Below are 22,142 nucleotides of genomic sequence, written 5' to 3' on the forward strand. Positions count from 1 at the left end.
CCCATGTCCTCTACGCCCTCGCCCCGCATCGACGGCCGCACCCCCGAACAGCTCCGCCCGATCACCATCGAGCGCGGCTGGAGCAAGCACGCCGAGGGCTCCGTCCTCATCTCCTTCGGCGACACCAAGGTCTTCTGCACCGCCTCCGTCACCGAAGGCGTCCCGCGCTGGCGCAAGGGCAGCGGCGAGGGCTGGGTCACCGCCGAGTACTCCATGCTTCCCCGCTCCACCAACACCCGCGGCGACCGCGAGTCCGTCCGTGGCAAGATCGGCGGCCGCACCCACGAGATCAGCCGCCTCATCGGCCGCTCCCTGCGCGCCGTCATCGACTACAAGGCCCTCGGCGAGAACACCATCGTCCTCGACTGCGACGTCCTCCAGGCCGACGGCGGCACCCGCACCGCCGCCATCACGGGCGCGTACGTGGCGCTGGCCGACGCCGTCGCCTGGGCCCAGGGCAAGAAGATCGTCAAGGCCGGCCGCAAGCCCCTCACCGACACCGTCAGCGCCGTCTCCGTCGGCATCGTCGGCGGCGTACCGCTCCTCGACCTCTGCTACGAGGAAGACGTGCGGGCCGACACCGACATGAACGTCGTCTGCACCGGCGACGGACGCTTCGTCGAGGTCCAGGGCACCGCCGAGGCCGAGCCCTTCGCCCGCAAGGAGCTCAACGCGCTCCTCGACCTCGCGGTCGGCGGCTGCGAGGACCTCGCCGCGCTCCAGCGCGAGGCGCTGGAGGCGACGCGCTAGCGGCGCGGGTCACGCGACGTAGGTCACGCAAGCAACCAACAACCCCCTGCCGGGCGTTGTTACGAGTACGGGCGCGCGGGCAAAGCCGCGCGCCCGTCCACACCCTGGGGAGGGACCGAACCATGGCCGCGCGCCACCGACGTATCGCCACCGCCGTCGTCACAGCCCTGATCGTCATCCCGGCCGGTGCCGGCCTCGTCGGCTGCGACGCCGTCGAGAAGGCGCTCGACTGTGTCCAGACCGCCGACACGATCGCCGACAGCGTCACCGACCTGCAGACGGCCGTCGAGAACGCCGGTGACAACCCGGCCGAGGCGGACAGGGCACTCGACGACATCGGCAAGAATCTCGACAAGATCGGCGACAAGACCGACAACACCGACGTGAACAAGGCGGTCGACGACCTCGACAAGGCCGTCGACAACGTCCGCGACGCCATCGACAAGGGCGACGCCACCCCGGACGTCTCCGGCGTCACGGACGCGGCAGGCGAACTGACGAAGGTCTGCACGCCGTAAGAGAGCGCCCGGCCCGGAGGGGGGAGCGGGCGGCGGCGATACTGAGGACATGACCCGCCTCATCCTCGCCACCCGCAACACCGGCAAGATCACGGAACTGAGGGCGATCCTCGCCGACGCAGGCCTCACCCACGAGCTCGTCGGCGCGGAGGCCTACCCCGAGATCCCCGACGTCAAGGAAACCGGCGTCACCTTCGCGGAGAACGCCCTCCTCAAGGCCCACGCCCTCGCCAAGGCCACCGGCCTGCCCGCCGTCGCCGACGACTCGGGACTCTGCGTCGACGTCCTCGGCGGCGCCCCCGGCATCTTCTCCGCCCGCTGGGCCGGCCGCCACGGCGACGACACCGCGAACCTGAACCTGCTCCTGGCCCAGCTGTCGGACATCTCCGCCCCCCACCGCACCGCCCACTTCGCGTGCGCGGCGGCCCTGGCCCTCCCCGACGGCACGGAACGAGTGGTCGAGGGCCAACTCCGCGGAACCCTCCGCACGACCCCCGCGGGCACGGGCGGCTTCGGCTACGACCCGATCCTCCAGCCGAACGGCGAGACCCGCACATGCGCGGAGCTGACGCCAACAGAAAAGAACGCGATCAGCCACCGGGGGGAGGCGTTCCGGGCGCTGGCGCCGGTGGTGCGGGAGCTGTTGGGCTGAACTGAACGGCGCACACAAATGGCCTGCGAATCATTCTGCTGATTCGCAGGCCATTCACGTGCGGCGGAAGGGATTCGAACCCTCAAGCCCGATCAAGGGCCACAGATCCTAAGTCTGCTGCGTCGCCGTTGCGCCACCGCCGCCAGCCGCCTGCCATCGTACCGGGCAGGCGGCTCCGGCTGATCACGGGTTTCGCCACAGGGCCGAGGTCAGAACCTCGGTGCCGTTGCCTGGGCCTCGACCATTTCTGCTGCCTCCTCCTTTGTCTCCACCGAAGGCGGCGAACCCGACAGGGGCTTCTGGGCCGTTTCCTTCATGCAGGCCACCGCGATGACGCCGACCAGGGCCGCCGCCATCGAGTAGTACGCCGGGACCATGTCCGTGCCCGTGATGCTGATCAGGGACGTGATCACCAGGGGGGCCGTGCCGCCGAAGAGGGAGGCGGAGAGGTTGTAGCCGACGGAGAGGGAGCCGTAGCGGACCGAGGTGGGGAAGAGGGCGGGCAGGGTCGCCGACATCGTGCCGAGGAGGCAGACCAGGGAGAGGCCGAGCATCAGCATGCCGCCGGAGACCGCCAGCAGGCTGCCCTGCTTGATCAGCAGGAAGGCGGGGACGGAGAGGACGAGGAAGCTCAGCATGCCCGTCATCAGGAGCGGCTTGCGGCCGAACCGGTCGGAGAGCTTTCCGACCTGGTTCATGATCAGCATCAGGACGATCATCGTGCCGATGAGGATGAGCAGACCGTGCGAGTCGTCGTACCCGAGCTCGTCCGAGAGGTACGTCGGCATGTACGACAGGAGCATGTAGTCCGTGACGTTGTACGCGCCGACCAGCGCGATGCAGAGGATCAGCGTCGGCCAGTAGTCGCGGAAGATCTTCGCCAGGTCGCCCTTGGCCGTGGTCTCCACCGTGGAGGCGCCCTCGGAGGCCGAGTGGAAGGTCGCGTCCTCCATCTTCTGGAAGGCCGGGGTCTCGTCCAGCTTCAGCCGGAGGTAGAGGCCGACGAGACCGAGCGGACCCGCGACGAGGAACGGGATGCGCCAGCCCCACGAGTCCATGGCGTCCGAGCCGAGGGTTGTGTTGAGGATGAGGACCAGGCCCGCCGCGCCCGTGTAGCCGGCGAGCGTGCCGACCTCGAGGAAGCTGCCGAAGTAGCCGCGGCGCTTGTCGGGGGCGTACTCGGCGATGAAGGTCGAGGCGCCGCCGTACTCGCCGCCCGTCGAGAAGCCCTGCACAAGGCGGAAGAAGATCAGCAGGACCGGCGCCCAGAAGCCGATCGTCGCGTAGGACGGGATCAGACCGATGGCGAGCGTGCCGATCGCCATCAGGATCATCGTCAGCGCGAGGACCTTCTTGCGGCCGATCTTGTCGCCCATCGGGCCGAAGACCATGCCGCCGATGGGGCGGACCAGGAAGGAGACCGCGAAGGTGGCGAAGGAGGAGATCAGCTGTGCCGTCTCGTTCCCGGAAGGGAAGAAGACATGGCCGATGGTGACGGCCAGATAGCTGTAGATGCCGAAGTCGAACCATTCCATGGCGTTGCCGAGCGAGGCCGCTTTGACGGCCCGCTTGACGGCGGCCTCGTCCGTGACCGTGATGTCCGTGCGGCGCAGGGGAGGGTTCCTGCGGCGTTTCACGGCCCGGAACAGGGTCCGGTGGCGTCTGATCGCCTCCGGGTCGGCCTCGGCGTCGAGCTCTTCGTGGGCCGCCATGGAGTGGTTCCTTTCGTTCTTCGTACAAGTTCCCCGGGGGATCACTTGCTCGAAGATGGCCGTTGCAAACGAAAGCCCCTCGCGAGAGGGGCTTCGTCACATCGCGGCGCGGGCGGCCGGAACGGCTCAGACGCCGAGGTCCCTGATGATCTTCGCCACGTGGCCCGTCGCCTTCACGTTGTAGAACGCGTGCTCGACCTTGCCCTGCTCGTCGACCACCACGGTCGAGCGGATCACCCCGGTCACCGTCTTGCCGTACAGCTTCTTCTCGCCGAAGGCGCCGTACGCCTCCATGGTCTCCTTGGAGGGGTCGCCGACCAGCGTGACCTTGAGGTTCTCCTGCGCACGGAACTTGGCGAGCTTCTCCGGCTTGTCCGGCGACACGCCGATCACGTCGTAACCGGCGGCGGCGAGCACGTCGAGGTTGTCCGTGAAGTCGCAGGCCTGCTTGGTGCAGCCGGGGGTGAGGGCCGCCGGGTAGAAGTAGACGATGACCTTGCGGCCCTTGTGGTCGGCCAGCGAGACGTCCTTGCCGTCGGCGTCGGGCAGGGTGAAGGCGGGGGCGGTGTCGCCGGGCTGCAGTCGCTCGCTCATGGTCGGTCTCCTCGTACGCGTGCTTCGCAAAGGGTGGGTGACGGAGTCGAGCGTAATAGGGGTGCCGTGGGGTGCGGCGCGCGCGAAGCTGACAGACTGTGGTCACAGATCACGTCCACATCATCGATACGACCACGGAGGCAGCGCGGTGTCGGATGCCAGGACCCCTGCGCAGATCGAGGCGGACATCAAGCGCCGGCGCGACCAGCTGGCCGAGACCCTCGACGAGATCGGGGTGCGTGTCCACCCGAAGACGATCGTCGGTGACGCCAAGGCGAAGGTCGTCTCCAGCGTGGACAACTCCCTCGGCCGGGCGTACGTCGGTGCGAACCGCATCGTCTCGGACCTGCGGGGCCAGCTCGTCTCGGCGGACGGTTCGCCGCGCATCGAGCGGATCGTGCCGGTCGCCCTGGTGGCCGTGGGCCTCGTCGGCCTTCTCGTGGTGAGCTCGCGGCGCCGCGGCCACTGAGCCCGCCGAAGACAGTGCCCACCCGGGAGCCCACGGCCCCGGCCGGGCCAGGTAGGTTCGGGGTCGTGAGCGAGAAGACCTCCCAGACCCCCCACGACGACAAGCTGCCCATTCGCATGCTGCACGACCGCGTGCTCGTGCGGCAGGACACCAGCGAGGGCGAGCGGCGCTCCGGCGGCGGCATCCTCATCCCCGCGACCGCGGCCGTGGGCCGGCGGCTCGCCTGGGCCGAGGTGGTCGCCGTCGGGCAGAACGTCCGGACGGTCGAGCCGGGCGACCGGGTTCTGTACGACCCGGAGGACCGCGCCGAGGTCGAGGTGCGGGGCGTGGCCTACGTCCTCATGCGGGAGCGCGACCTGCACGCCGTGGCCGCCGACCGCTTCGAGGGGTCGGAGGACTCCACGGGCCTGTACCTGTAGCGCACAGCGCACGTCCGGGTGCGGGACTGATGACCTGAGGGGCTGGTGACCATCGTCACCAGCCCTTGTCCATGGGTTTTGCTACCTTGGAAGGACCCCGACGAGACGCGCCGTACCGGGTTATCGCAAAGACGACGCACCCCCATCAGGTAACGCGCTGAGCGTTTCTACTCGTCGGAGGTGCCGTCATGGCCTGGGTTCTGTTGATCGTCGCCGGACTGCTCGAAGTGGGCTGGTCGATCGGGATGAAGTACACGGACGGCTTCACGCGGCTGTGGCCCAGCCTGTTCACGGGCGTGGGCATCGTCGCCAGCATGATGCTGCTGTCGCAGGCCGCCAAGACGCTGCCCATCGGTACGGCGTACGGCGTGTGGGTCGGTATCGGCGCGGCCGGCGCGGCGGTGCTCGGCATGGTGATCCTGGGTGAGCCGGTCACCGCCGCCCGGATCTTCTTCGTCTGTCTGCTGCTGGTGGCCGTGGTCGGCCTGAAGGCGACCTCGGGCCACTGAAGGGCACTGGGGGAGGCCGGGTGCGCCCCCGGCCTCCCAGTGAGCCGCTAGCCCTCCGGGAAGCCGATCGCGCCCCCGTCGTCCATGCCGCCGTCGACCGCCCCGCCGCCCGTGTCGGTGCCGCCACCCGTCGGCCCGCCCTGGGCGCCCCCGTCGGTCGGTCCGCCGTCGGCGGCGCCTCCGTCGGCGGCTCCGCCGGGGTCCTGGCCGCCGGTCGGGTCACCCGTCTGGCCGCCGTCCTGCCCACCGGTCTGGCCGCCCGTCTGGGCGCCGCCGTCCTGGCCGCCCGTGGTGGCGCCGCCGCCGGTGTCCTGACCGCCCGTCTGGGCGCCGCCCGTGTCCTGCTCGCCGCCGGTGGTGGCGCCACCGTCCGTGGTGCCGCCGGTGCCGGGCTCGTCGGTGCCGCCGGTCGTCGGGTCGGGCACCTCGGGCACGTCGGCGCCCTGCTCCAGCTCCAGGTCGAAGTCCTTGACGGGCTTGCCCTCCAGGGCGTCCTTGGTGAACTCGGCCCAGACGCGTGCCGGATAGCCGCCGCCGTTGATGCGGGGCTCGCCGAGCGCGCCGTACAGCGGGGTGTGGGCGCCGGTCTCGGGGTCCTGGCCCATCACCGCGACGACCGTGGCGAGGTCGGGCGTGTAGCCCGCGAACCAGGCCGCCGTGTCGTTCTCCGCGGTGCCGGTCTTGCCCGCGGCGGGCCGGCCCGCGCCCTGCGCCGCCGTACCGGTGCCGCCCTGGACGACGCTCTGCAGGATCGAGGTGGTGGTGTCGGCGGCCTCGCGGCTCACGGCCTGCCGGGTCTTCGGCTCCGGCAGCGTGATCTCGTCGCCGTTCTTGGTGATCTTCTCGACGAGCGTGTACGTGCCGTGCTTGCCGTGGTTCGCCAGCGTCGCGTACGCCTCGGTCATGTCGAGGACGCTCGCCGTGGACGGGCCGAGCGCGATCGACGGGGACGCGGTGAGGTCGGGCGTGGTCCTGGGGACGCCGAGGGCGACGGCGGTGTCCTTGACCTTGTCGGAGCCGACATCGACGGCCATCTGCGCGTACACCGAGTTCACGGACTTGTCGGTGGCGGTGCGGACGGTGATGTCGCCGTAGTTGACGTGGTCCTCGTTCTCGGGGGCGTACGTGCCGCCGCTCCAGCCCTGGACGGGACGCTTGTTGGTGCCGTCGTAGACGGTGTTCGGGGTGATCGGCCGGCCGTCCTGGGTGACCGAGCCGTTCTCCACCGCGGAGGTGAAGACGAACGGCTTGAACGTGGAGCCGACCTGGTAGTCGCGGCGGGTCGCGTTGTTGACGTACTGCTTGGTGTAGTCGATGCCGCCGTACATCGCGACGACCTTGCCGGTGGCCGGGTCGATGGAGGCGCCGCCCGCGCGGACGTTCCGGTCGACCTTGCGGGCGCCCTTGTCGACCTTCGACATGACCTGCTCGTCGACGGCCTTCTTGAAGGCGTCCTGGCGGTCCTTCTGGAGAGTCGTGGTGATGCGGTAGCCGCCCTTGGCGAGGGTGTCCTCGTCGATGATCTTGTTGGCCATGAGGTAGTCCTCGACGGCCTTCACCACATAGCCGCGCTGCCCGGACAGGCCTGCCGCGCCCTTGGCCTCGTCGGGCATCGGGAACTTCGTCTTCGCCCGGTCGGGGCGGCTGAGCCAGCCCTCCTTGACCATGCCGTCCAGGACGTAGTTCCAGCGGCCCGCGGCGCGCTGCTTGTTCTCGGGGTGCGTCGCGACGTCGTAGGCGTTGGGGGAGTTGAGGAGGGTGGCGAGGTAGGCGCCCTGGCCGACCGTGAGGTTCTGGACGTTCTTGCCGTAGTAGGCCTGGGCGGCGGCCTGGATGCCGTACGCGTTGCGGCCGAAGTAGCTGGTGTTGAGGTAGCCCTCGAGGATGTCGTTCTTGCTCACCTCGCGGTCCAGCTTGATCGAGATGAAGAACTCCTTCACCTTGCGGGTGACCGTCTGCTCCTGGCCCAGGTAGTAGTTCTTCACGTACTGCTGGGTGATGGTGGAGCCGGACTGCTTGCCCTTGCCGGTGACCGTGTTCCAGGCCGCGCGGATCATCGCCTTCGGGTCGACCGCGGACTCGCCGTAGAAGTCGCGGTCCTCGGCGGCGAGCACGGCGTGCTGGACGGTGAGCGGGACCTGCTTGAGGGGCACCTTCTCGCGGTTGACCTCGCCGTCGCGGGCGATCTGGGTGCCGTCGGAGTACAGGTAGACGTTGCTCTGCTTGGTGGCCGCGGCGTTCGCCGGCGGGATGTCGACCAGCATGTAGCCCGCCATGAACCCGCCGACGCATAGCAGGACGATCAGGATGAAGCCGCCGAGGACCATCCGCCAGGTCGGGAAGATCCGCCGCCAGCCCTTGCGCTTGGGACGCTTGGCCTTCTTGGCCTTCTTGTCCGTCGGGCCGTCGCCGGAGTCCGCGGAGGCTTCAGAGGCCATGGAGGCCGTGGAGGCTTCGGAGGCCGCGGGGGTCGCCTCGGCAGGGGTCGCCTCGGCGGGAGTCTTGTCGTCGGCGGTCGCCGCGTCCTCGGGCGTGTCCTGCGGCTCACGGGGCTGCCAGCCCCGGCGCCCGGCAGGACCCTGCTGCCCGGCAGGACCTTGCTGCTGCGGCTCGTCACTCATGTCTTGCGGAACTCCCGGTTAGCGTCGTACATCCAGCACGCCTCGTAAACCCCATGGCAACCCCATTGCCACCCCATTGCACACCCTGGTCACACGCCTTCTTGACCAGGCACGCGCCCGTACGCCGAAAATGCCTGGCACGAGCGACCCCGATCGCACTAGGCTCCAGCGCTTTGGCCCGGTTCGGGACGAAGCCCACGGTGAAAGGGATGCTCGTGCGTGCAGGACGGTTCCGTTTGTACACGGCCGTCACCGGCGGGAGCTTCCGCAGGTACGCCACGTACCGGGTGGCGACGGCTGCCGGGGTGTTCACCAATACGGTCTTCGGCCTCATTCTCGCCTACACCTACGTGGCGCTCTGGGACGAGCGGCCCGGCCTCGGCGGCTACGACCAGTCCCAGGCGCTCATCTACGTCTGGCTCGGCCAGGGCCTCCTGACCGCGATGGCGCTGATGGGCGGCGGCTTCGAGAACGAGCTGATCGAGCGGATCCGCACCGGGGACATCGCCGTCGACCTCTACCGGCCCGCCGACCTCCAGGCCTGGTGGCTCGCCACCGACCTGGGCCGGGCCGCGTTCCAGCTGCTCGGACGCGGGATCGTGCCGATGATCTTCGGCGCGCTCGTCTTCGACCTGACGCTGCCACCGGACGCGCTGCGCTGGCTGGCGTTCCTGACCGCCGTGCTGCTCGGCGCGGTGGTCAGCTTCGCGATCAGATTCCTGGTGGCGCTCTCCGCCTTCTGGCTGATGGACGGCGCCGGCACCACCCAGGTGGCGATGCTCGCGGGCACCTTCTTCTCCGGAATGCTGCTCCCGCTGAACGTCTTCCCCGGCGCGCTCGGCGAGTTCGCCCGCGCGCTGCCCTGGTCGGCGCTGCTCCAGGTGCCCGCCGACGTGTTCCTCGGGGAGCGCTCGGGCGCCGCGCTGCTGCGGACGTACGCCTTCCAGCTCGGCTGGGCGGCGGCGCTGCTCACGGCCGGGCGGCTGCTGCAGGGCGCGGCCACGCGACGGGTGGTGGTCCAGGGTGGCTGACCTGCGACAGGTGCGCGAGGGGCTGCGCGCCTACCGGCTGATCTCCGCCATGTGGATCCGCTCCCTCATGGCCTACCGCGTGTCGTTCGCGATGACGGCGCTCGGCAACTTCGCGGTGACCGCGTTCGACTTCGTCGCCATCCTGCTGATGTTCTCCCAGGTGGACCGGCTCGGCGGCTACTCGCTCTCCGAGATCGCCTTCCTGTACGGCGCCTCGTGCACCGCGTTCGGCCTCGCGGACCTGGCCATCGGGTCCATGGACCGGCTCGGCAGGCGGGTGCGCGACGGCACGCTCGACACGCTCCTGGTGCGGCCCGCCCCGGTCATCGCGCAGGTCGCCGCCGACCGCTTCGGGCTGCACAGGATCGGCCGCCTCGCGCAGGGCGCGCTGGTCCTCGCGTACGCCCTCGTGGTCCTGGACCTCGACTGGACGCCGCTGAAGGTCCTGATGGTGCCGTTGATGCTGCTGAGCGGGGCGGGCATCTTCGCGGCCGTGTTCGTGGCGGGCGGGGCCTTCCAGTTCCTGGCGCAGGACGCGGCCGAGGTGCAGAACGCCTTCACGTACGGCGGTACGACCCTGCTCCAGTACCCGCCGACCGTCTTCGCCAAGGACCTGGTGCGCGGCGTCACCTTCATTCTGCCGCTCGCCTTCGTCAACTGGCTGCCCGCGCTGTACGTCCTCGGGCGGCCCTATCCGCTGGACCTGCCGACGTGGGTGGCGTTCACGCCGCCGCTGGTGGCCGCGGGGTGTCTCGCGCTCGCCGGCCTCGCCTGGCGGACGGGTCTTCGTTCGTACCGCAGCACAGGAAGCTGAAGCGCCTTGCACACAGACCTGACGGACTCGCCCACAGACCTGAAGGGCCAGACGGACCTCATCGAGCTGGACGGCGTCGAGAAGGTCTTCGACGTACGCAGGAAGACGGGCTTCCTGCGGCGCGAGCGGCACGAGGTGCGGGCCGTCGACAACATCTCCTTCACCGTGCCGCGCGGCGAGATGGTCGGCTACATCGGCCCGAACGGCGCGGGCAAGTCGACGACGATCAAGATGCTGACGGGCATCCTCACGCCGAGCGGCGGCCGTCTGCGGGTGGCGGGCATCGACCCGTCGCGGGAGCGCGCGAAGCTCGCCCGCCGCATCGGCGTGGTCTTCGGCCAGCGCACGACGCTCTGGTGGGACCTGCCGCTGATCGACTCGTACCGCCTGATGCACCGCATGTACCGCATCCCGGACGCGCGTTACGCCGAGAACCTCGACCGCTGCGTGGAACTCCTCGAACTGTCCGCCCTGTTGGACGTCCCGGTACGCCAGCTCTCCCTCGGTCAGCGGATGCGCGGCGACATCGCGGCGGCGCTGCTGCACGACCCCGAGGTGCTGTACCTCGACGAGCCGACGATCGGCCTCGACGTCATCAGCAAGGCGAAGGTCCGTGGTTTCCTGCGGGACTTGAACGAGGAGGCGGGGACGACGGTCCTGCTCACCACGCACGACCTGACCGACATCGAGCAGCTCTGCAAGCGCGTGATGGTGATCGACCACGGGCGTCTGATGTACGACGGGCCGCTGGCGGGCCTGCACGAGGTGGGCGAGAGCGAGCGCACGCTGGTGGTCGACTTCGAACGCGAACTCCCGCCGATCGAGGTGGATTCGGAGTCGGCGCGGGTGGTGAAGGTCGAGGGTCCGCGGCAGTGGCTCGCCTTCCCGGCGGCGGAGTCGGCAGCTCCGCTTGTCGCGCGGATCGCGGCGCGCTATCCGCTGGCCGACCTCTCGGTCAGGGAGCCGGACATCGAGGCGGTCATCGCGAAGATGTACGCCGAGAAGCCGACCTCGTAGGCTTCTGGCTTATGAGTGACGACCTCACCGACCTGCCCAACCCGCCCGACCGGCCGGCCCTGCCCGACCTGCGGGCATCGGACGCCGACCGTGAGCGGGTGGCCGAACAGCTCCGGGACGCGATGGCCGAGGGACGCCTCGACATGACGGAGTTCGAGGAGCGCCTGGACGCGACGTACAAGGCCCGTACGTACGGGGAGTTGGAGCCCCTCACCCGCGACCTGCCCTCGCACGGGGCCAAGGTGTCCATGGTGAAGCGGCCGACCGACGACAACCCCGCCGCAATCGACTGGGACGAGCGGATGACGACCGGCGAACCGACGTCGACGGTCGGGATCGCCATCTGGAGCGGGTTCAGCCGCAAGGGCGGCTGGGTGGTCGGCCGGCAGTTCACCGGGTTCGCGCTGTGGGGCGGCGGCGAGATCGACCTGCGCGAGGCACGGTTCACGGAGCGCGACGTCGAGATCCGCTGCTTCACGATCATGGGCGGCCTGCAGGTCACCGTGCCGCCCGAGATGACCGTCGTGGTCAAGGGCTTCGGCATCATGGGCGGCTTCGACGACAGGGCGACCGGCGAGGGCACACCCGACTCACCCCGCGTCGTGGTCAAGGGTTTCGCCCTCATGGGCGGCGTGGGCGTCGACCGCAAACTCCGCAAGGCCGAAAAACTCCGCCTGAAGGAAGAACGCCGCAAAGAAAAACTCCAACGCAAGCAGTCCCGCCGCCAAATCCACCCCTGACCAGCACTTAACGCACCGAGCACCCCGGGTAGTTCTGGGGGCGCGGGGAACTGCGCGCCCAGCCACACCGAACCCGCAGATAATCCCCCGCACCCGGGAGGGAAGCCCCAGGGGGCGGGGGACCCAAAGACTCAGAGCTCAGCCGCAGCCGACCCCTTCAGGTCAGACAAATTAAACGTCTCCGCCATCCGCCGGAACCCCGCATCGGACGGATGCAAATGATCCCCGGAGTCATACTGCTTCCGCAGCCTCCGCGGATCGTACGGATCCCGCAACGCCCGATCGAAGTCGACGACCTCGTCGAAGACCTTCCCCGAGCGGATCTCCGCGTTGACGGCCTGGCGCACGTCCTCCAGGACGGGCTCGTACCCCCGGTGCCCCCCGAACGGCATGAGCGTCGCCCCGACGACCCGCAGCCCGCGCGTGTGCGCCTGCCGGGTCAGCTCGCGCAGCCCCTCGACGATCCGGTCGGGATCGTTCTGGTGCGGGTTGCGCAGGATGTCGTTGACGCCGAGCGCGATGACCACGGCCTTGACCCCGGTCCTGTCCAGCACGTCCCGGTCGAAGCGGGAGAGCCCGCTCGGGTTGACGGCGGGGTTGCCGTTCCCGTCGGAGAGGATGCGGTTGCCGCTGATGCCCTGGTTGGCGACGCCGTAGCGCGGCGCGCCCGACTCGGTGCGCAGCCGGTCGGCGAGGACGTCGGTCCAGCGCCGGTTGGCCCCCATCGTGGACGAGATGCCGTCGGTGATGGAGTCGCCGAAGACGACGACGGTGCCGTCGGTCTCGTTGCTGAGGACGTCCACCGCGGAGAGGTAACGCCAGTACGGGCTCTGCTCGGTGTACGCGTCGCCCAGCTGGTCCTCGGTGCGGTCGCCCTCCGCGACGTAGCTGATCTGGCGCGCGTGCGGGTGGTAGGTGACCGGGCCCGACGGGGTCGGCGAGTACGTCGTGACGAGCAGGTCCGCGTCGTGCGGGACCCGCAGCCGCGCCGCGTCGCTCATCACCTGGGCGCCGGGCGGGATCACCACCGACGTGTTGCCGTTGAAGGTGAGCCTGCGCAGCGTGCCGGCCGCCGCGGCGGGGCTGTTCGACGCGGAGGCGAGGGCGAGGGAGGCGTGCGTGACGCTGAGCGGTGTGGTCCCGTACAGGTTCGAGAGGGTGATGCGGGCGCTGGTGCCGCCGACGCTGGTGTGCACCACGTTGCGGATCGAGCGGCCGGCGAACCCCTTCTGTGCCGTGCCCGGTTCGGACCCCGCGGGCGAGGCGGACCAGGAGCCGACCCAGGTGCCGGAGGAGGCGGGTGCGGCGGAGTTGCGGGGGTTGCGGCCGCCGGCGCTGATGGTGTCCTGCGAGCCGTCGTCCGTGCCGGAGACGCCGATGTATATGGCGCCTGAAATCACCACTATGACCGCGAGAACCGCGGCGAGAAGGGCATAACCGTGTCGCTTGGTCATGCGGGCTCTTTCTCCTCGGGCAGGGGGAGCCCCGAGGCTCCGGTGTGATCACCCCATGATGCGGCATGGGCCGGGAGACGGCCGACACTGCCCCCCTCCGCTCTTTCAGACGCCGGGAACTTGTCGTTCGTTCCAGGAGTAGGGCAGAAGGGACGTAGAACACAGGGCAGGGGAACAGTGGCAGGGGAACAGTGCGGACGAGGACGACGCGAACGGGCCGGGTGGAGTAAGTGGAACGCGCAAATGCGGAGGATTCGACCAAGGAGGGCGGCGCTTTCGGTGCCGGCAGCCCCTCAAATGGCTCAAAGGAACCCATACGGGAACCTGTAGGGCCCCTCAAGGGCGGCCTCGGCGGCCTCGCCTACAGCCCCGCCGACGAGGAGAAGCGCCGGGGCGTCCGCCGCATGAAGATCACGGCGACGGGACTGCTCGTCCTGGTCGCCGTCGTCTACGTACTCGCGAAGTGGGCGCAGCACTCCGGAGCGGGCCCGTGGGCGGGGTATGTCGCCGCGGCGGCCGAGGCGGGCATGGTGGGCGCGCTCGCCGACTGGTTCGCGGTCACGGCGCTCTTCCGTCACCCGCTCGGCCTGCCCATCCCGCACACGGCGATCATCCCGAACAAGAAGGACCAGCTGGGCGCCTCCCTGGGTGACTTCGTGGGGGAGAACTTCCTCTCCGCCGATGTCGTACGAGGCCGGCTGCGCGCGGTGGGCATCGGCAGCCGCCTCGGCACCTGGCTGGCGGACCCCGAGCACGCCGACCGGGTGACGGCCGAGCTGGCCACGGCCCTGCGGGGCGCGCTGACCGTGCTGCGCGACTCGGATGTGCAGGCCGTCGTCGGCGAGGCCATCACGCGGCGGGCCGACGCCCAGGAGATCGCGCCGGGCATGGGCAAGATGCTGGAGAAGGTCGTCGCGGACGGCGGCCACAAGCGGGTCGTCGACCTGGTCTGCGTCCGCGCGCACGACTGGCTCGTCGAGCACGCCGACTCGGTGATGGACGCGGTGCAGGGCGGGGCGCCCGGCTGGACGCCGCGGTTCGTCGACAAGCGGGTCGGCGAGCGGGTCTACAAGGAACTGCTCCGCTTCGTCACCGAGATGCGGGACATGCCGGAGCACCCGGCGCGCGGCGCCGTCGACCGGTTCCTCGCCGACTTCGCCGCCGACCTGCAGTCCGACTCGGACACGCGGGAGCGCGTGGAGCGGCTGAAGCGGGAGGTCCTCGGCCGCGGTGAGGTGCAGGACCTCATCGCCTCCGCCTGGTCGGCCGTGCGCGCCATGATCGTGGCGGCGGCGGAGGACGAGCGCAGCGAGCTGCGGCTGCGCGTGCGGGCGTCGCTGCTGTCGCTCGGCGCGCGGATGGCGAAGGACGGGCGGCTCCAGCGGAAGGTCGACGGCTGGGTCGAGGGCGCCGCGGTGTACGTGGTGACGACGTACCGCGACGAGATCACCTCGCTCATCAGCGACACCGTGGCCGGCTGGGACGCCGAGCACACCTCGAAGAAGATCGAGGCGCACATCGGCCGTGACCTGCAGTTCATCCGGATCAACGGCACGGTGGTCGGCTCCCTGGCGGGGCTCGCGATCTATTCGGTGTCGCGGCTGCTGGGGGCGTAGCGGCTGCCGGGCGGGGGGCGTGGGCGCACGTCTCAGGCGCACGTGGACGCGGGTCGGCGAGCGTGATCGGGGGTTCGCTGGGCACTCTGGAGGGGCCCCTCGGCGTCGAGGTGGCCGTCGTCCGGGTGGTGCGGGGGTCAGTCCCTCCGGCGCAGTCCCTCCGGCGACGTGGCTGCAGCGGAAGGAGTCGCCCGCCATGACCGCGTCGTCCACGCCTGCGGAATCGCATGACCGAGAGGAACCGGGCAGCACCGTCACCACCGCCGTCCCCGCCCGCCTGGACCGGCTGCCCTGGTCCCGCTGGCACTGGATGATCGTGATCGGCCTCGGCACGGTCTGGATCCTGGACGGCCTCGAGGTCACCACCGTCGGCAACATCGCGAGCCGCCTCTCCGAGGAAGGCAGCGGTCTGGCGATCAGCTCGGCCCAGGTCACCGGCCTCGCCGCGGCCCTCTACGTGGCGGGTGCCTGCGCCGGAGCGCTGTTCTTCGGGCGCCTCACCGACAAGTACGGCCGCAAGAAGCTCTTCATGGTCACCCTCGCGGTGTACCTCGGCGCCACGGCCCTCACCGCGCTCTCCTTCGACGCCTGGTGGTTCTTCCTCTTCCGGTTCCTGACGGGCTTCGGCATCGGCGGGGAGTACGCGGCGATCAACTCGGCCATCGACGAGCTCATCCCGTCCAAGTACCGGGGCCGCGTCGACCTGATCATCAACGGCAGCTACTGGCTGGGCGCGATCGGCGGCTCGCTGCTCTCGGTCGTCATGCTCAACACGAGCATCTTCCCCAAGGACCTGGGCTGGCGGCTCACCTTCGCCCTCGGCGTCGTACTCGGCCTGGTGATCCTCCTCGTACGCCGCCACGTCCCGGAGAGCCCGCGCTGGCAGCTCATCCACGGGCACGGGGAGAAGGCGGAGGAACTCGTCTCGTCGGTGGAACGGGAGATCGAGGAGGAGAAGGGCGAGCCGCTGCCGCCGCCCGACCGCGAGATCACCATCCACCAGCGCAAGAGCATCGGCTTCGGCCTGATCGCCAAGACGGTGTTCCGCGACTACCCGAAGCGCGCGGTCCTCGGCCTGTCCCTCTTCATCGGCCAGGCGTTCCTCTACAACGCGATCACGTTCGGCTTCGGTGCGATCCTGACCAAGTTCTACGACGTCCCGTCGGGCAGCACGGGCTACTACTTCGCCGTCATCGCGGCGGGCAACTTCCTCGGCCCGCTCTTCCTCGGCAAGCTCTTCGACACGGTCGGCCGCCGGATCATGATCTCCTCGACGTACATCTCCTCCGGCGTCCTCCTCTTCGTCACGGCCTGGCTCTTCGACCGCGGCTCGCTGAGCGCGGCGACGCTCACGGCCTGCTGGTGCGTGGTCCTGTTCTTCGCGTCGGCGGGCGCGAGCAGCGCGTACCTCACGGTCTCGGAGATCTTCCCGATGGAGACGCGCGCCATGGCCATCGCCTTCTTCTACGCGGTCGGCACGGCGGCCGGCGGCATCAGCGGCCCGCTGATCTTCGCGAAGCTGACCGAGTCGGGAGTCGTCGGCGACACGGTCCTGGCCTTCCAGATCGGCGCGGGCCTGATGTGCGCGGCGGGCCTGGTCGCGGCGGTGCTCGCGGTGCGGGCGGAGCGGAGGTCCCTCGAGGACATCGCGACACCGCTGTCGGCGACGACGAAGTGAGACGCAGTGAGACGAAGCGAGACGAAGTGAGGGGCCGCTGGGCCGCTAGGTTCTGCGCATGGCCATGAGTTCCAGGACACACAGGGTGGCGGTGCTCGTACGAGACGGCGTACTGCCGATGGAACTGGGCCTGGTGCACCAGCTGTTCGGCGGCGCGCGGGGCCCGGCGGGGGAGCGGCTGTACGAGGTGCGGACGTGCGCGGTGACGGGTCCGGGCATGGTCCGCACGGACGCGGACTTCCCGGTGGGCGCGCCGCACGGCCCGGAGGCGCTGGCCTGGGCGGACACGGTGATCGTGCCCGCCTCGCACGAGGAGGACGAGCAACTGCCCCCGGACGGCCTGCCGGCCCCGCTGGCACGGGCACTGGAAACGGCGTCCGGGGCGAGGCTGGCGTCGATCTGCACGGGAGCGTTCGTCCTGGCGGCGGCGGGCCTGCTCGACGGCCGCAGGGCGACGACACACTGGCTGTCCACGGACTTGTTCGCCCGTACGTTCCCCTCGGTGACGGTCGACCCGGACGTCCTGTACGTGGACGAGGGCCGGATCCTCACCTCGGCGGGTGAGGCGGCGGGCGTGGACCTGTGCCTCCACATGATCCGCCGGGACCACGGCGCGGCGGTGGCGGCGGACGTGGCACGCCGCACGGTGGTGCCGCCGCACAGGGAGGGCGGCCAGGCGCAGTACATCCAACGGCCGGTTCCGGTCCGGGAGTCGACATCGACGACGAGCGCGGCGCGAGCGTGGGCGGAGGAGCACCTGTCCGACCCGCTGACGCTGGGTGAGCTGGCCGCCAGGGCCTCGATGAGCGTCCGCACGTTCAGCCGCCGCTTCCGCGAGGAGACGGGCCTGACACCGATGCAGTGGCTGACGCAGCGGAGGGTCGACCGCGCCCGCGAACTCCTGGAGTCGACGGACCACACGGTGGACCGGGTGGCCACGGAGGCGGGCTTCGGCACGGCGGCGTCGCTGAGGGCGCACTTTGTGGCGGGGGTGGGGGTGTCACCGGCGACGTATCGCGCAACGTTCCGAGGCTAGGCCCCACTTCGTGAAGTCCGCGGCTGGGCCCCACTCCGAGAATGAGCGCACTCCGAGAATGAGCACGCTGGAATGAGTACGCGTACTCTGTCGTGCCGCGCGGCCGGGACGGCACCGTCGTACACATGAACGCGACGCTGATACCGCTACGGCACACGGCACCGCTTCCCAGGTACGCGACCCGCCTCCTGGGCGCGGCGCTGGCGGCCACGGCCTACGTGGCGTGCCTCCCCTGGGACCTGCGCAACCGCACGGAGACCGCGGGCGCGCTCAACGAAACGTCCCCGGTGACGACGTCAGGAGCAGCACTCCTGGCCCTGTCACTCCTGACCCTCGCGGCCTACTTCGGCATAAGAGACCGCCTGGCATGGACGCTACTGGTGGTGGCGGCCCCACCGGCGACGCTGATGTACGTCTCCTTCAACTCCCACCCCACGCAGGACGCGAACGCGTGGCCACTGGCGTGGGCGTTCTGCACGCTGGTGATGGGGGTGGGGGCGTTGGTGACGGCGGGAGTGGCGAGAAGCGCGGCCCGCCGCACCACATGAGCCAGGGCAGCCCCGTAGCCCCCTCCCCTCCCCCTCAACTACGGCGGTCGGCGAGGACCCAGGAGGCGACCCCGACCCCACCCGCAACGCTGAAGACGGCGGGCCAGGCGCCCACCTTCTTGGCGAGCGGATGCGACCCGGCGAACCCGGCGACGTAGGCGGCGCTGAGCGCGGCGGCGGTCTTCGCGCCGGCGGTCTCGCGCCACTGCCGAGCGGCCACGGCTCCGGCGGCGGCGAGCACGACGCCACCGAGGGGCCGCTTCTTGGTGAACCGGGCGGTGGCGTACCCCCCGACCAGCCCACTCGCCGCCACGACTGCCGCCGGAATCCTCGCCATGACTGATCCGCCTCTCGGTATTACACCCACATTGTCTGTCTACGGATGAGGCTAACGCGGAGCAACGAGGCGGCGGCCGGCCCCCTCAGAGCCTCGGTTCCTCAGAGCTTCGGCTCGACCGGCTCCGGCTGCTCGGCGGCCCACGCGGCGAGCACCCCGACCGCGTCGGACCGGATCTCCCCTTCGACGGGCACCTCGTCCAACAACCGCCGCTCGCTGTTGGGCAGCGCCAGCTCCCGATAGAACTGAAGGTCCGGGTGCCCGTTGCGGGCGGCGTCGTGCCGGTCGGCGGCGTAGACGAGACGACTGATCCCCGCCCAGTAACAGGCGGTGAGACACATGGGGCAGGGCTCGCAGCTGGAGTACAGCGTGGCGCCCTCCAGGAGATACGTCCCGAGCCGCTGCCCCGCATCGCGCAGGGCATTGACCTCAGCATGAGCAGTCGCATCACATGACTCGACGACGGAATTGCTCCCCGCCCCCACGACTTCCCCACCCTGGACGACGACGGCTCCGAAGGGCTTCTTGCTGCTGCCGTCCTCAAGCGAGCGCCGGGAGTTGGCGATGGCCATTTCGAGGAACTTACGGTCGTGGTCCTGCTCGGGGGCGTAAGGCACGGATCTCCCTCTCCATCGACACATCCATACAGAAGCACCGTAACTCAGCCCTAACGGGCGAGTACAGGACATTCGGCGCAGGGGTATGTCGGGTTCTCCGACATGCTGAACGTGGGGCTCGAGCTGGAGAACTCGATGAAATCTCCAGCTTCGTCTCGATATATAATTCCGACGTTATTCGCTGCGAGAAGGTCGCGAATGTCGTCATCAGGCAAGCCAGGCAGGAGGACCATGCGCCGCAGTGGCCTGTTGTCGGTTGACTCCACGTACCTACTGATTTCCAGGAGCTGCACAAAGGCGTCCTTGGTTGCCTGGCGGGAGGCGCTTCCGGAAGGTTCGTAGACAGCATGCTGGGTCTCGTCGAACAGTTCGGCGACTAGGGTGTCTTCGAGGCCTCGGGCCCGCACTTCAAGACGGCCAACAGAGTGTTGATCACCGCTGAGTGTGGCTGCATAGTCAACAGTCAAGTCCTCCCGCGTCTGAGCAGCAGCAGTTGCCGCCGAGGCGTCCCGCCCGCCGATTACCCTCCCTCGCTTGGGCGCCCTCGGGCGGCGTAGTGCCCCGCCTCGGACGAAGGTCACTTTCGTCTCCCGCGCGGGCGGAATTACGTCATCCTCCGACCGGAAGAATTCCCCGATAGGCCGCAGACGGAAAACGATGACATCGCGCTCTGTTTGGTTCTCGTCGAGCGCGCGTCGTATGACATACGGTCGATCTTCATCGACCCCGAAAGCCCCTACATAGCGGTGGGTCCTGATGCCCGTGCCCGGGACCTTTCCAGCCGCGATAAATAGATGAAGCATGCGCCCATCAGTGGCGTGCAGGGCAATCGCTGCGTTCCCTGACCCCCGCAGCCCTTCGAACGACTGGTTTCCGACAGCGCCCGCGCCCGTGTACTCGAAAATGGGGCCAAATCTATCCGGCTCGCGTAGCCACCCGTCCCGGTACCCGTACTTCTCACCAGCGCTGATGTCGGAGTAGAGAACTACCGTTCCCTTCTCCCTTGACGGGCAGATGCCCCCTTGGGGGCTTCCTCCCAGTTCCGCACGAATTTCCGCACGGGTGCGGATGTCTCCGGGTCTGAACGAAGGGGCGAGAGTGGTCATACCTCAGAGGCTAGTCGGCCCGATCCAGCCTGAGAGTGAGGGGGCAAGGGGCCAAGCCAGGGGGGCCGTTGGGGCGTACTGGTGAGTCGGGGATGATGGACGCATGGACCAAGGACTCGCTGCGGTGATAGCTGGAGTGTCCGGGACCGCGGGGGCCGTCGCAGGCGCCTTCATCGGCGCACTCGCTGGCCTCCGAGGCGCTCGCATTGGCGGAGAGAAGACAGTGGAGTCCGCTCGACTGCAGGTTGAGGGACAAGCTGCTGCCGGGCATGTCCAATGGGTTCGCAGCCAGCAACAGCAGGTCTACGCGAAGTTGCTCGACGCACACTCCGCGGTGGAGGACTCACTGCGTCGAGCAGCGGCTGGCGTGCGCGGGGGCGGAGTTCTCGCAAGCGACGCCCGTACTGAACTCGGTTCGCGCATATTGGCTATGCAGCCCTGTCTCAACCAACTCGCCCTGTGGGGACCGGAGGAGGTGGTGGATCTCGCTCAGCTACTCAGAACCAAAACGGCCGAGGCAGCTCACGCTCTCGTCGACGCTCAGCGCGGGATGCCCCAGACCGCAGGAGACCTGGACTCGCGCTGGACCCAGTGGGAGCGAAAAATGCAGGTCGTGGCAGATCACCGCGCCCTCTTCCTGGAACGTGCCGGGGAGGTAGTCCGGGGAACGGAGCAGTCAGCCACCTAGAAGCTGGTAGCGGTTCGCTAGCTAAGCGTCGATGGACTGCGCCTCGCGAACGGCGCCTATGAACCCCTCCCAGGCGCGGGCGCCCACGGTAATGCTAGGTCGTGTAGGCACCTTGGAGTCCCTCACGGCAATGTCAGTCGTCGACAACCTGGCGACCTCGACACACTCCCCACCCATGCCATTGCTGTAACTGCTCTTCCGCCACTGAACCGTTGGAAGTGAGGTCATAGGGAGTGCTCCTTCAGGATTTCTTTGATCAGCAATACTGAGCGCTGCGGGCCGAGGGCCAAGGCCCTGAGGTGGTCGAACGCCTTCGAGTAGAGGGCGACGTCCTTGGGCTCCTCGAGATAGACGGAGTCCGTCAGTCCTTCTCGGTACACCACGTCTGGGTCCTCTTGTTCCGGGAAGCCGAGCACAGTGAACGACCCGGTCGTGGGGTAGGCGCCTGCGTCAAACGGCAAGACCTGGACCGTCACGTTCCTCAGCTCCGCCATTTCCAGCATACGTTCGAGCTGGCCGGCCATGACCCGCCGATTTCCGACGACATGCATCAGCGTGCTCTGGTGCACGACGGTCCACAGGTCAGGGGGACAGTCGCCTACCAACAGAGCCTGGCGTCGCATGCGCACGTCGACCATCCGCTGGATCTCGTCGGCTGTGTGATCGACCCAAGAGCGGCTCAACTCCGTCGCATAGTCGCGCGTTTGAAGCAAGCCGGGGATGAACTCTCCCTGATAGCTACGCAGGTCGGATGCCGCCTGCTCTAGCCCCACGTAGACGGAGAACCAGGAGGGGACGGCAGTCCCGTGGGCGTGCCACCAGCCCTTTGTCTTGGACTCCTTGGCCAGGGACTTGAGCAGGTCGCGCAGTTCATCCGAGGTTTCGTAGAAGCGGCACAGAGCGTCCACATCAGATGGTTGGACCCGGCCTTGCCCCGTCTCCATACGGTTCACCTTGGAGCTGCTCCAGTCCAGCGCTTTGCCGACTTGGTTGCAGGTGAAGCCGTTCTCCTCGCGCAGCCTCTTGACCTCGATCGCCAGTCGTCGGCGGCGTGCGGTGGGCGAACCGGACACGTCAACTCCTCTTGCTGTAGCGGATGTTCCATCACATCGGAGGTGACGCCAACTTCCAATCACTCCATCAGGGGAATCTCTTCGTGCATGTTGCACGACGGGATGGTCACTGGGACTCTCTCGCTAAGAGTGACCCGTGGTCA

At 69.0% G+C, this 22,142-nt stretch carries 23 protein-coding genes, 1 tRNA gene and 1 riboswitch; of the genes, 14 read left to right on the top strand and 10 right to left on the bottom strand.

Annotation, left to right across the window (positions count from 1 at the left end):
- Positions 1-3: 3 nt before the first annotated feature.
- The 3 genes from rph to rdgB all read left to right on the top strand — a co-directional run bounded on the left by rph (position 4) and on the right by rdgB (position 1,920).
- Positions 4-750 carry a ribonuclease PH gene (gene rph, locus ACZ56E_RS24385; protein WP_398298222.1) on the top strand — a complete coding sequence of 249 codons (747 nt, stop codon included), beginning with the start codon at positions 4-6 and terminating at the stop codon, positions 748-750.
- 122 nt (positions 751-872) lie between these two features.
- On the top strand, positions 873-1,268 hold the full coding sequence (locus tag ACZ56E_RS24390) for a hypothetical protein (protein WP_468601564.1): 396 nt from the start codon (positions 873-875) through the stop codon (positions 1,266-1,268).
- 49 nt (positions 1,269-1,317) lie between these two features.
- The gene (rdgB, locus tag ACZ56E_RS24395) at positions 1,318-1,920 is read left to right on the top strand and encodes an RdgB/HAM1 family non-canonical purine NTP pyrophosphatase (RefSeq protein WP_471217293.1); all 603 of its coding nucleotides are present in this window, start codon (positions 1,318-1,320) and stop codon (positions 1,918-1,920) included.
- A gap of 59 nt (positions 1,921-1,979) precedes the next feature.
- On the opposite strand, the gene ACZ56E_RS24400 is transcribed toward rdgB, so the two are convergent.
- The 3 genes from ACZ56E_RS24400 to bcp form a co-directional block, all read right to left on the bottom strand.
- Positions 1,980-2,063: transfer RNA gene (locus ACZ56E_RS24400), tRNA-Leu, on the bottom strand.
- Positions 2,064-2,129: 66 nt separating this feature from the next.
- Complete coding sequence (gene proP, locus ACZ56E_RS24405) at positions 2,130-3,632, bottom strand: glycine betaine/L-proline transporter ProP (RefSeq protein ID WP_471217295.1); 1,503 nt, start codon at positions 3,630-3,632, stop codon at positions 2,130-2,132.
- 126 nt (positions 3,633-3,758) lie between these two features.
- Positions 3,759-4,226: a thioredoxin-dependent thiol peroxidase gene (gene bcp, locus ACZ56E_RS24410; protein WP_471217296.1), complete on the bottom strand. Its 468-nt coding sequence runs from the start codon at positions 4,224-4,226 to the stop codon at positions 3,759-3,761.
- Positions 4,227-4,374: 148 nt separating this feature from the next.
- Between bcp and ACZ56E_RS24415 the strand changes: the two genes are divergently transcribed.
- The 3 genes from ACZ56E_RS24415 to ACZ56E_RS24425 all read left to right on the top strand — a co-directional run bounded on the left by ACZ56E_RS24415 (position 4,375) and on the right by ACZ56E_RS24425 (position 5,623).
- Positions 4,375-4,695: a DUF3618 domain-containing protein gene (locus ACZ56E_RS24415; protein WP_471217298.1), complete on the top strand. Its 321-nt coding sequence runs from the start codon at positions 4,375-4,377 to the stop codon at positions 4,693-4,695.
- Between the two features lie 116 nt (positions 4,696-4,811).
- Positions 4,812-5,114, top strand: coding sequence for a GroES family chaperonin (locus ACZ56E_RS24420; RefSeq protein WP_125517739.1), 303 nt, complete (start codon positions 4,812-4,814; stop codon positions 5,112-5,114).
- 79 nt (positions 5,115-5,193) lie between these two features.
- Positions 5,194-5,255, top strand: a riboswitch (guanidine-III (ykkC-III) riboswitch).
- 47 nt (positions 5,256-5,302) lie between these two features.
- Positions 5,303-5,623 (top strand): DMT family transporter, encoded by a 321-nt coding sequence (locus tag ACZ56E_RS24425; protein ID WP_361166116.1) that lies wholly within the window; start codon positions 5,303-5,305, stop codon positions 5,621-5,623.
- Between the two features lie 47 nt (positions 5,624-5,670).
- On the opposite strand, the gene ACZ56E_RS24430 is transcribed toward ACZ56E_RS24425, so the two are convergent.
- On the bottom strand, positions 5,671-8,244 hold the full coding sequence (locus tag ACZ56E_RS24430; RefSeq protein ID WP_471217299.1) for a transglycosylase domain-containing protein: 2,574 nt from the start codon (positions 8,242-8,244) through the stop codon (positions 5,671-5,673).
- A gap of 209 nt (positions 8,245-8,453) precedes the next feature.
- On the opposite strand from ACZ56E_RS24430, the gene ACZ56E_RS24435 reads away from it, so the two are divergent.
- From ACZ56E_RS24435 to ACZ56E_RS24450, 4 genes are read left to right on the top strand one after another with little or no spacing between them, the layout of a single operon-like run.
- Positions 8,454-9,275: an ABC transporter permease gene (locus ACZ56E_RS24435; RefSeq protein WP_471217301.1), complete on the top strand. Its 822-nt coding sequence runs from the start codon at positions 8,454-8,456 to the stop codon at positions 9,273-9,275.
- A complete protein-coding gene (locus ACZ56E_RS24440) occupies positions 9,268-10,089 on the top strand; it encodes an ABC transporter permease (RefSeq protein ID WP_471217302.1) in 822 nt (273 codons plus the stop codon). Before ACZ56E_RS24435 ends, ACZ56E_RS24440 begins: the two co-directional genes overlap by 8 nt.
- Positions 10,090-10,095: 6 nt before the next feature.
- Positions 10,096-11,106 carry an ABC transporter ATP-binding protein gene (locus ACZ56E_RS24445; RefSeq protein WP_471217303.1) on the top strand — a complete coding sequence of 337 codons (1,011 nt, stop codon included), beginning with the start codon at positions 10,096-10,098 and terminating at the stop codon, positions 11,104-11,106.
- 11 nt (positions 11,107-11,117) lie between these two features.
- Positions 11,118-11,846: a DUF1707 SHOCT-like domain-containing protein gene (locus tag ACZ56E_RS24450; RefSeq protein WP_471217305.1), complete on the top strand. Its 729-nt coding sequence runs from the start codon at positions 11,118-11,120 to the stop codon at positions 11,844-11,846.
- Between the two features lie 131 nt (positions 11,847-11,977).
- On the opposite strand, the gene ACZ56E_RS24455 is transcribed toward ACZ56E_RS24450, so the two are convergent.
- Positions 11,978-13,300: an SGNH/GDSL hydrolase family protein gene (locus ACZ56E_RS24455; RefSeq protein ID WP_468601542.1), complete on the bottom strand. Its 1,323-nt coding sequence runs from the start codon at positions 13,298-13,300 to the stop codon at positions 11,978-11,980.
- Positions 13,301-13,614: 314 nt separating this feature from the next.
- On the opposite strand from ACZ56E_RS24455, the gene ACZ56E_RS24460 reads away from it, so the two are divergent.
- From ACZ56E_RS24460 to ACZ56E_RS24475, 4 genes are all read left to right on the top strand, one after another.
- A complete protein-coding gene (locus tag ACZ56E_RS24460) occupies positions 13,615-14,916 on the top strand; it encodes a DUF445 domain-containing protein (RefSeq protein ID WP_471217761.1) in 1,302 nt (433 codons plus the stop codon).
- Positions 14,917-15,112: 196 nt separating this feature from the next.
- A complete protein-coding gene (locus tag ACZ56E_RS24465) occupies positions 15,113-16,594 on the top strand; it encodes an MFS transporter (RefSeq protein ID WP_471217307.1) in 1,482 nt (493 codons plus the stop codon).
- Between the two features lie 58 nt (positions 16,595-16,652).
- A complete protein-coding gene (locus ACZ56E_RS24470; protein ID WP_471217309.1) occupies positions 16,653-17,630 on the top strand; it encodes a GlxA family transcriptional regulator in 978 nt (325 codons plus the stop codon).
- Between the two features lie 125 nt (positions 17,631-17,755).
- On the top strand, positions 17,756-18,178 hold the full coding sequence (locus tag ACZ56E_RS24475; RefSeq protein ID WP_471217310.1) for a hypothetical protein: 423 nt from the start codon (positions 17,756-17,758) through the stop codon (positions 18,176-18,178).
- Positions 18,179-18,212: 34 nt separating this feature from the next.
- Here the strand turns inward: ACZ56E_RS24475 and ACZ56E_RS24480 are convergent, their stop codons facing one another.
- The 5 genes from ACZ56E_RS24480 to ACZ56E_RS24500 all read right to left on the bottom strand — a co-directional run bounded on the left by ACZ56E_RS24480 (position 18,213) and on the right by ACZ56E_RS24500 (position 21,999).
- Positions 18,213-18,515, bottom strand: a complete 303-nt coding sequence (locus ACZ56E_RS24480) for a hypothetical protein (protein WP_471217312.1) — start codon at positions 18,513-18,515, stop codon at positions 18,213-18,215.
- 101 nt (positions 18,516-18,616) lie between these two features.
- On the bottom strand, positions 18,617-19,132 hold the full coding sequence (locus ACZ56E_RS24485; protein WP_471217313.1) for a nucleoside deaminase: 516 nt from the start codon (positions 19,130-19,132) through the stop codon (positions 18,617-18,619).
- 50 nt (positions 19,133-19,182) lie between these two features.
- Positions 19,183-20,238, bottom strand: a complete 1,056-nt coding sequence (locus ACZ56E_RS24490) for an SRA domain-containing endonuclease (RefSeq protein WP_471217315.1) — start codon at positions 20,236-20,238, stop codon at positions 19,183-19,185.
- Between the two features lie 709 nt (positions 20,239-20,947).
- Positions 20,948-21,154 (bottom strand): DUF397 domain-containing protein, encoded by a 207-nt coding sequence (locus ACZ56E_RS24495; RefSeq protein WP_471217317.1) that lies wholly within the window; start codon positions 21,152-21,154, stop codon positions 20,948-20,950.
- A complete protein-coding gene (locus tag ACZ56E_RS24500) occupies positions 21,151-21,999 on the bottom strand; it encodes a helix-turn-helix domain-containing protein (protein WP_471217318.1) in 849 nt (282 codons plus the stop codon). Before ACZ56E_RS24500 ends, ACZ56E_RS24495 begins: the two co-directional genes overlap by 4 nt.
- Positions 22,000-22,142 lie beyond the last annotated feature (143 nt).

The organism is Streptomyces sp. NPDC039480 (assembly GCF_055597165.1).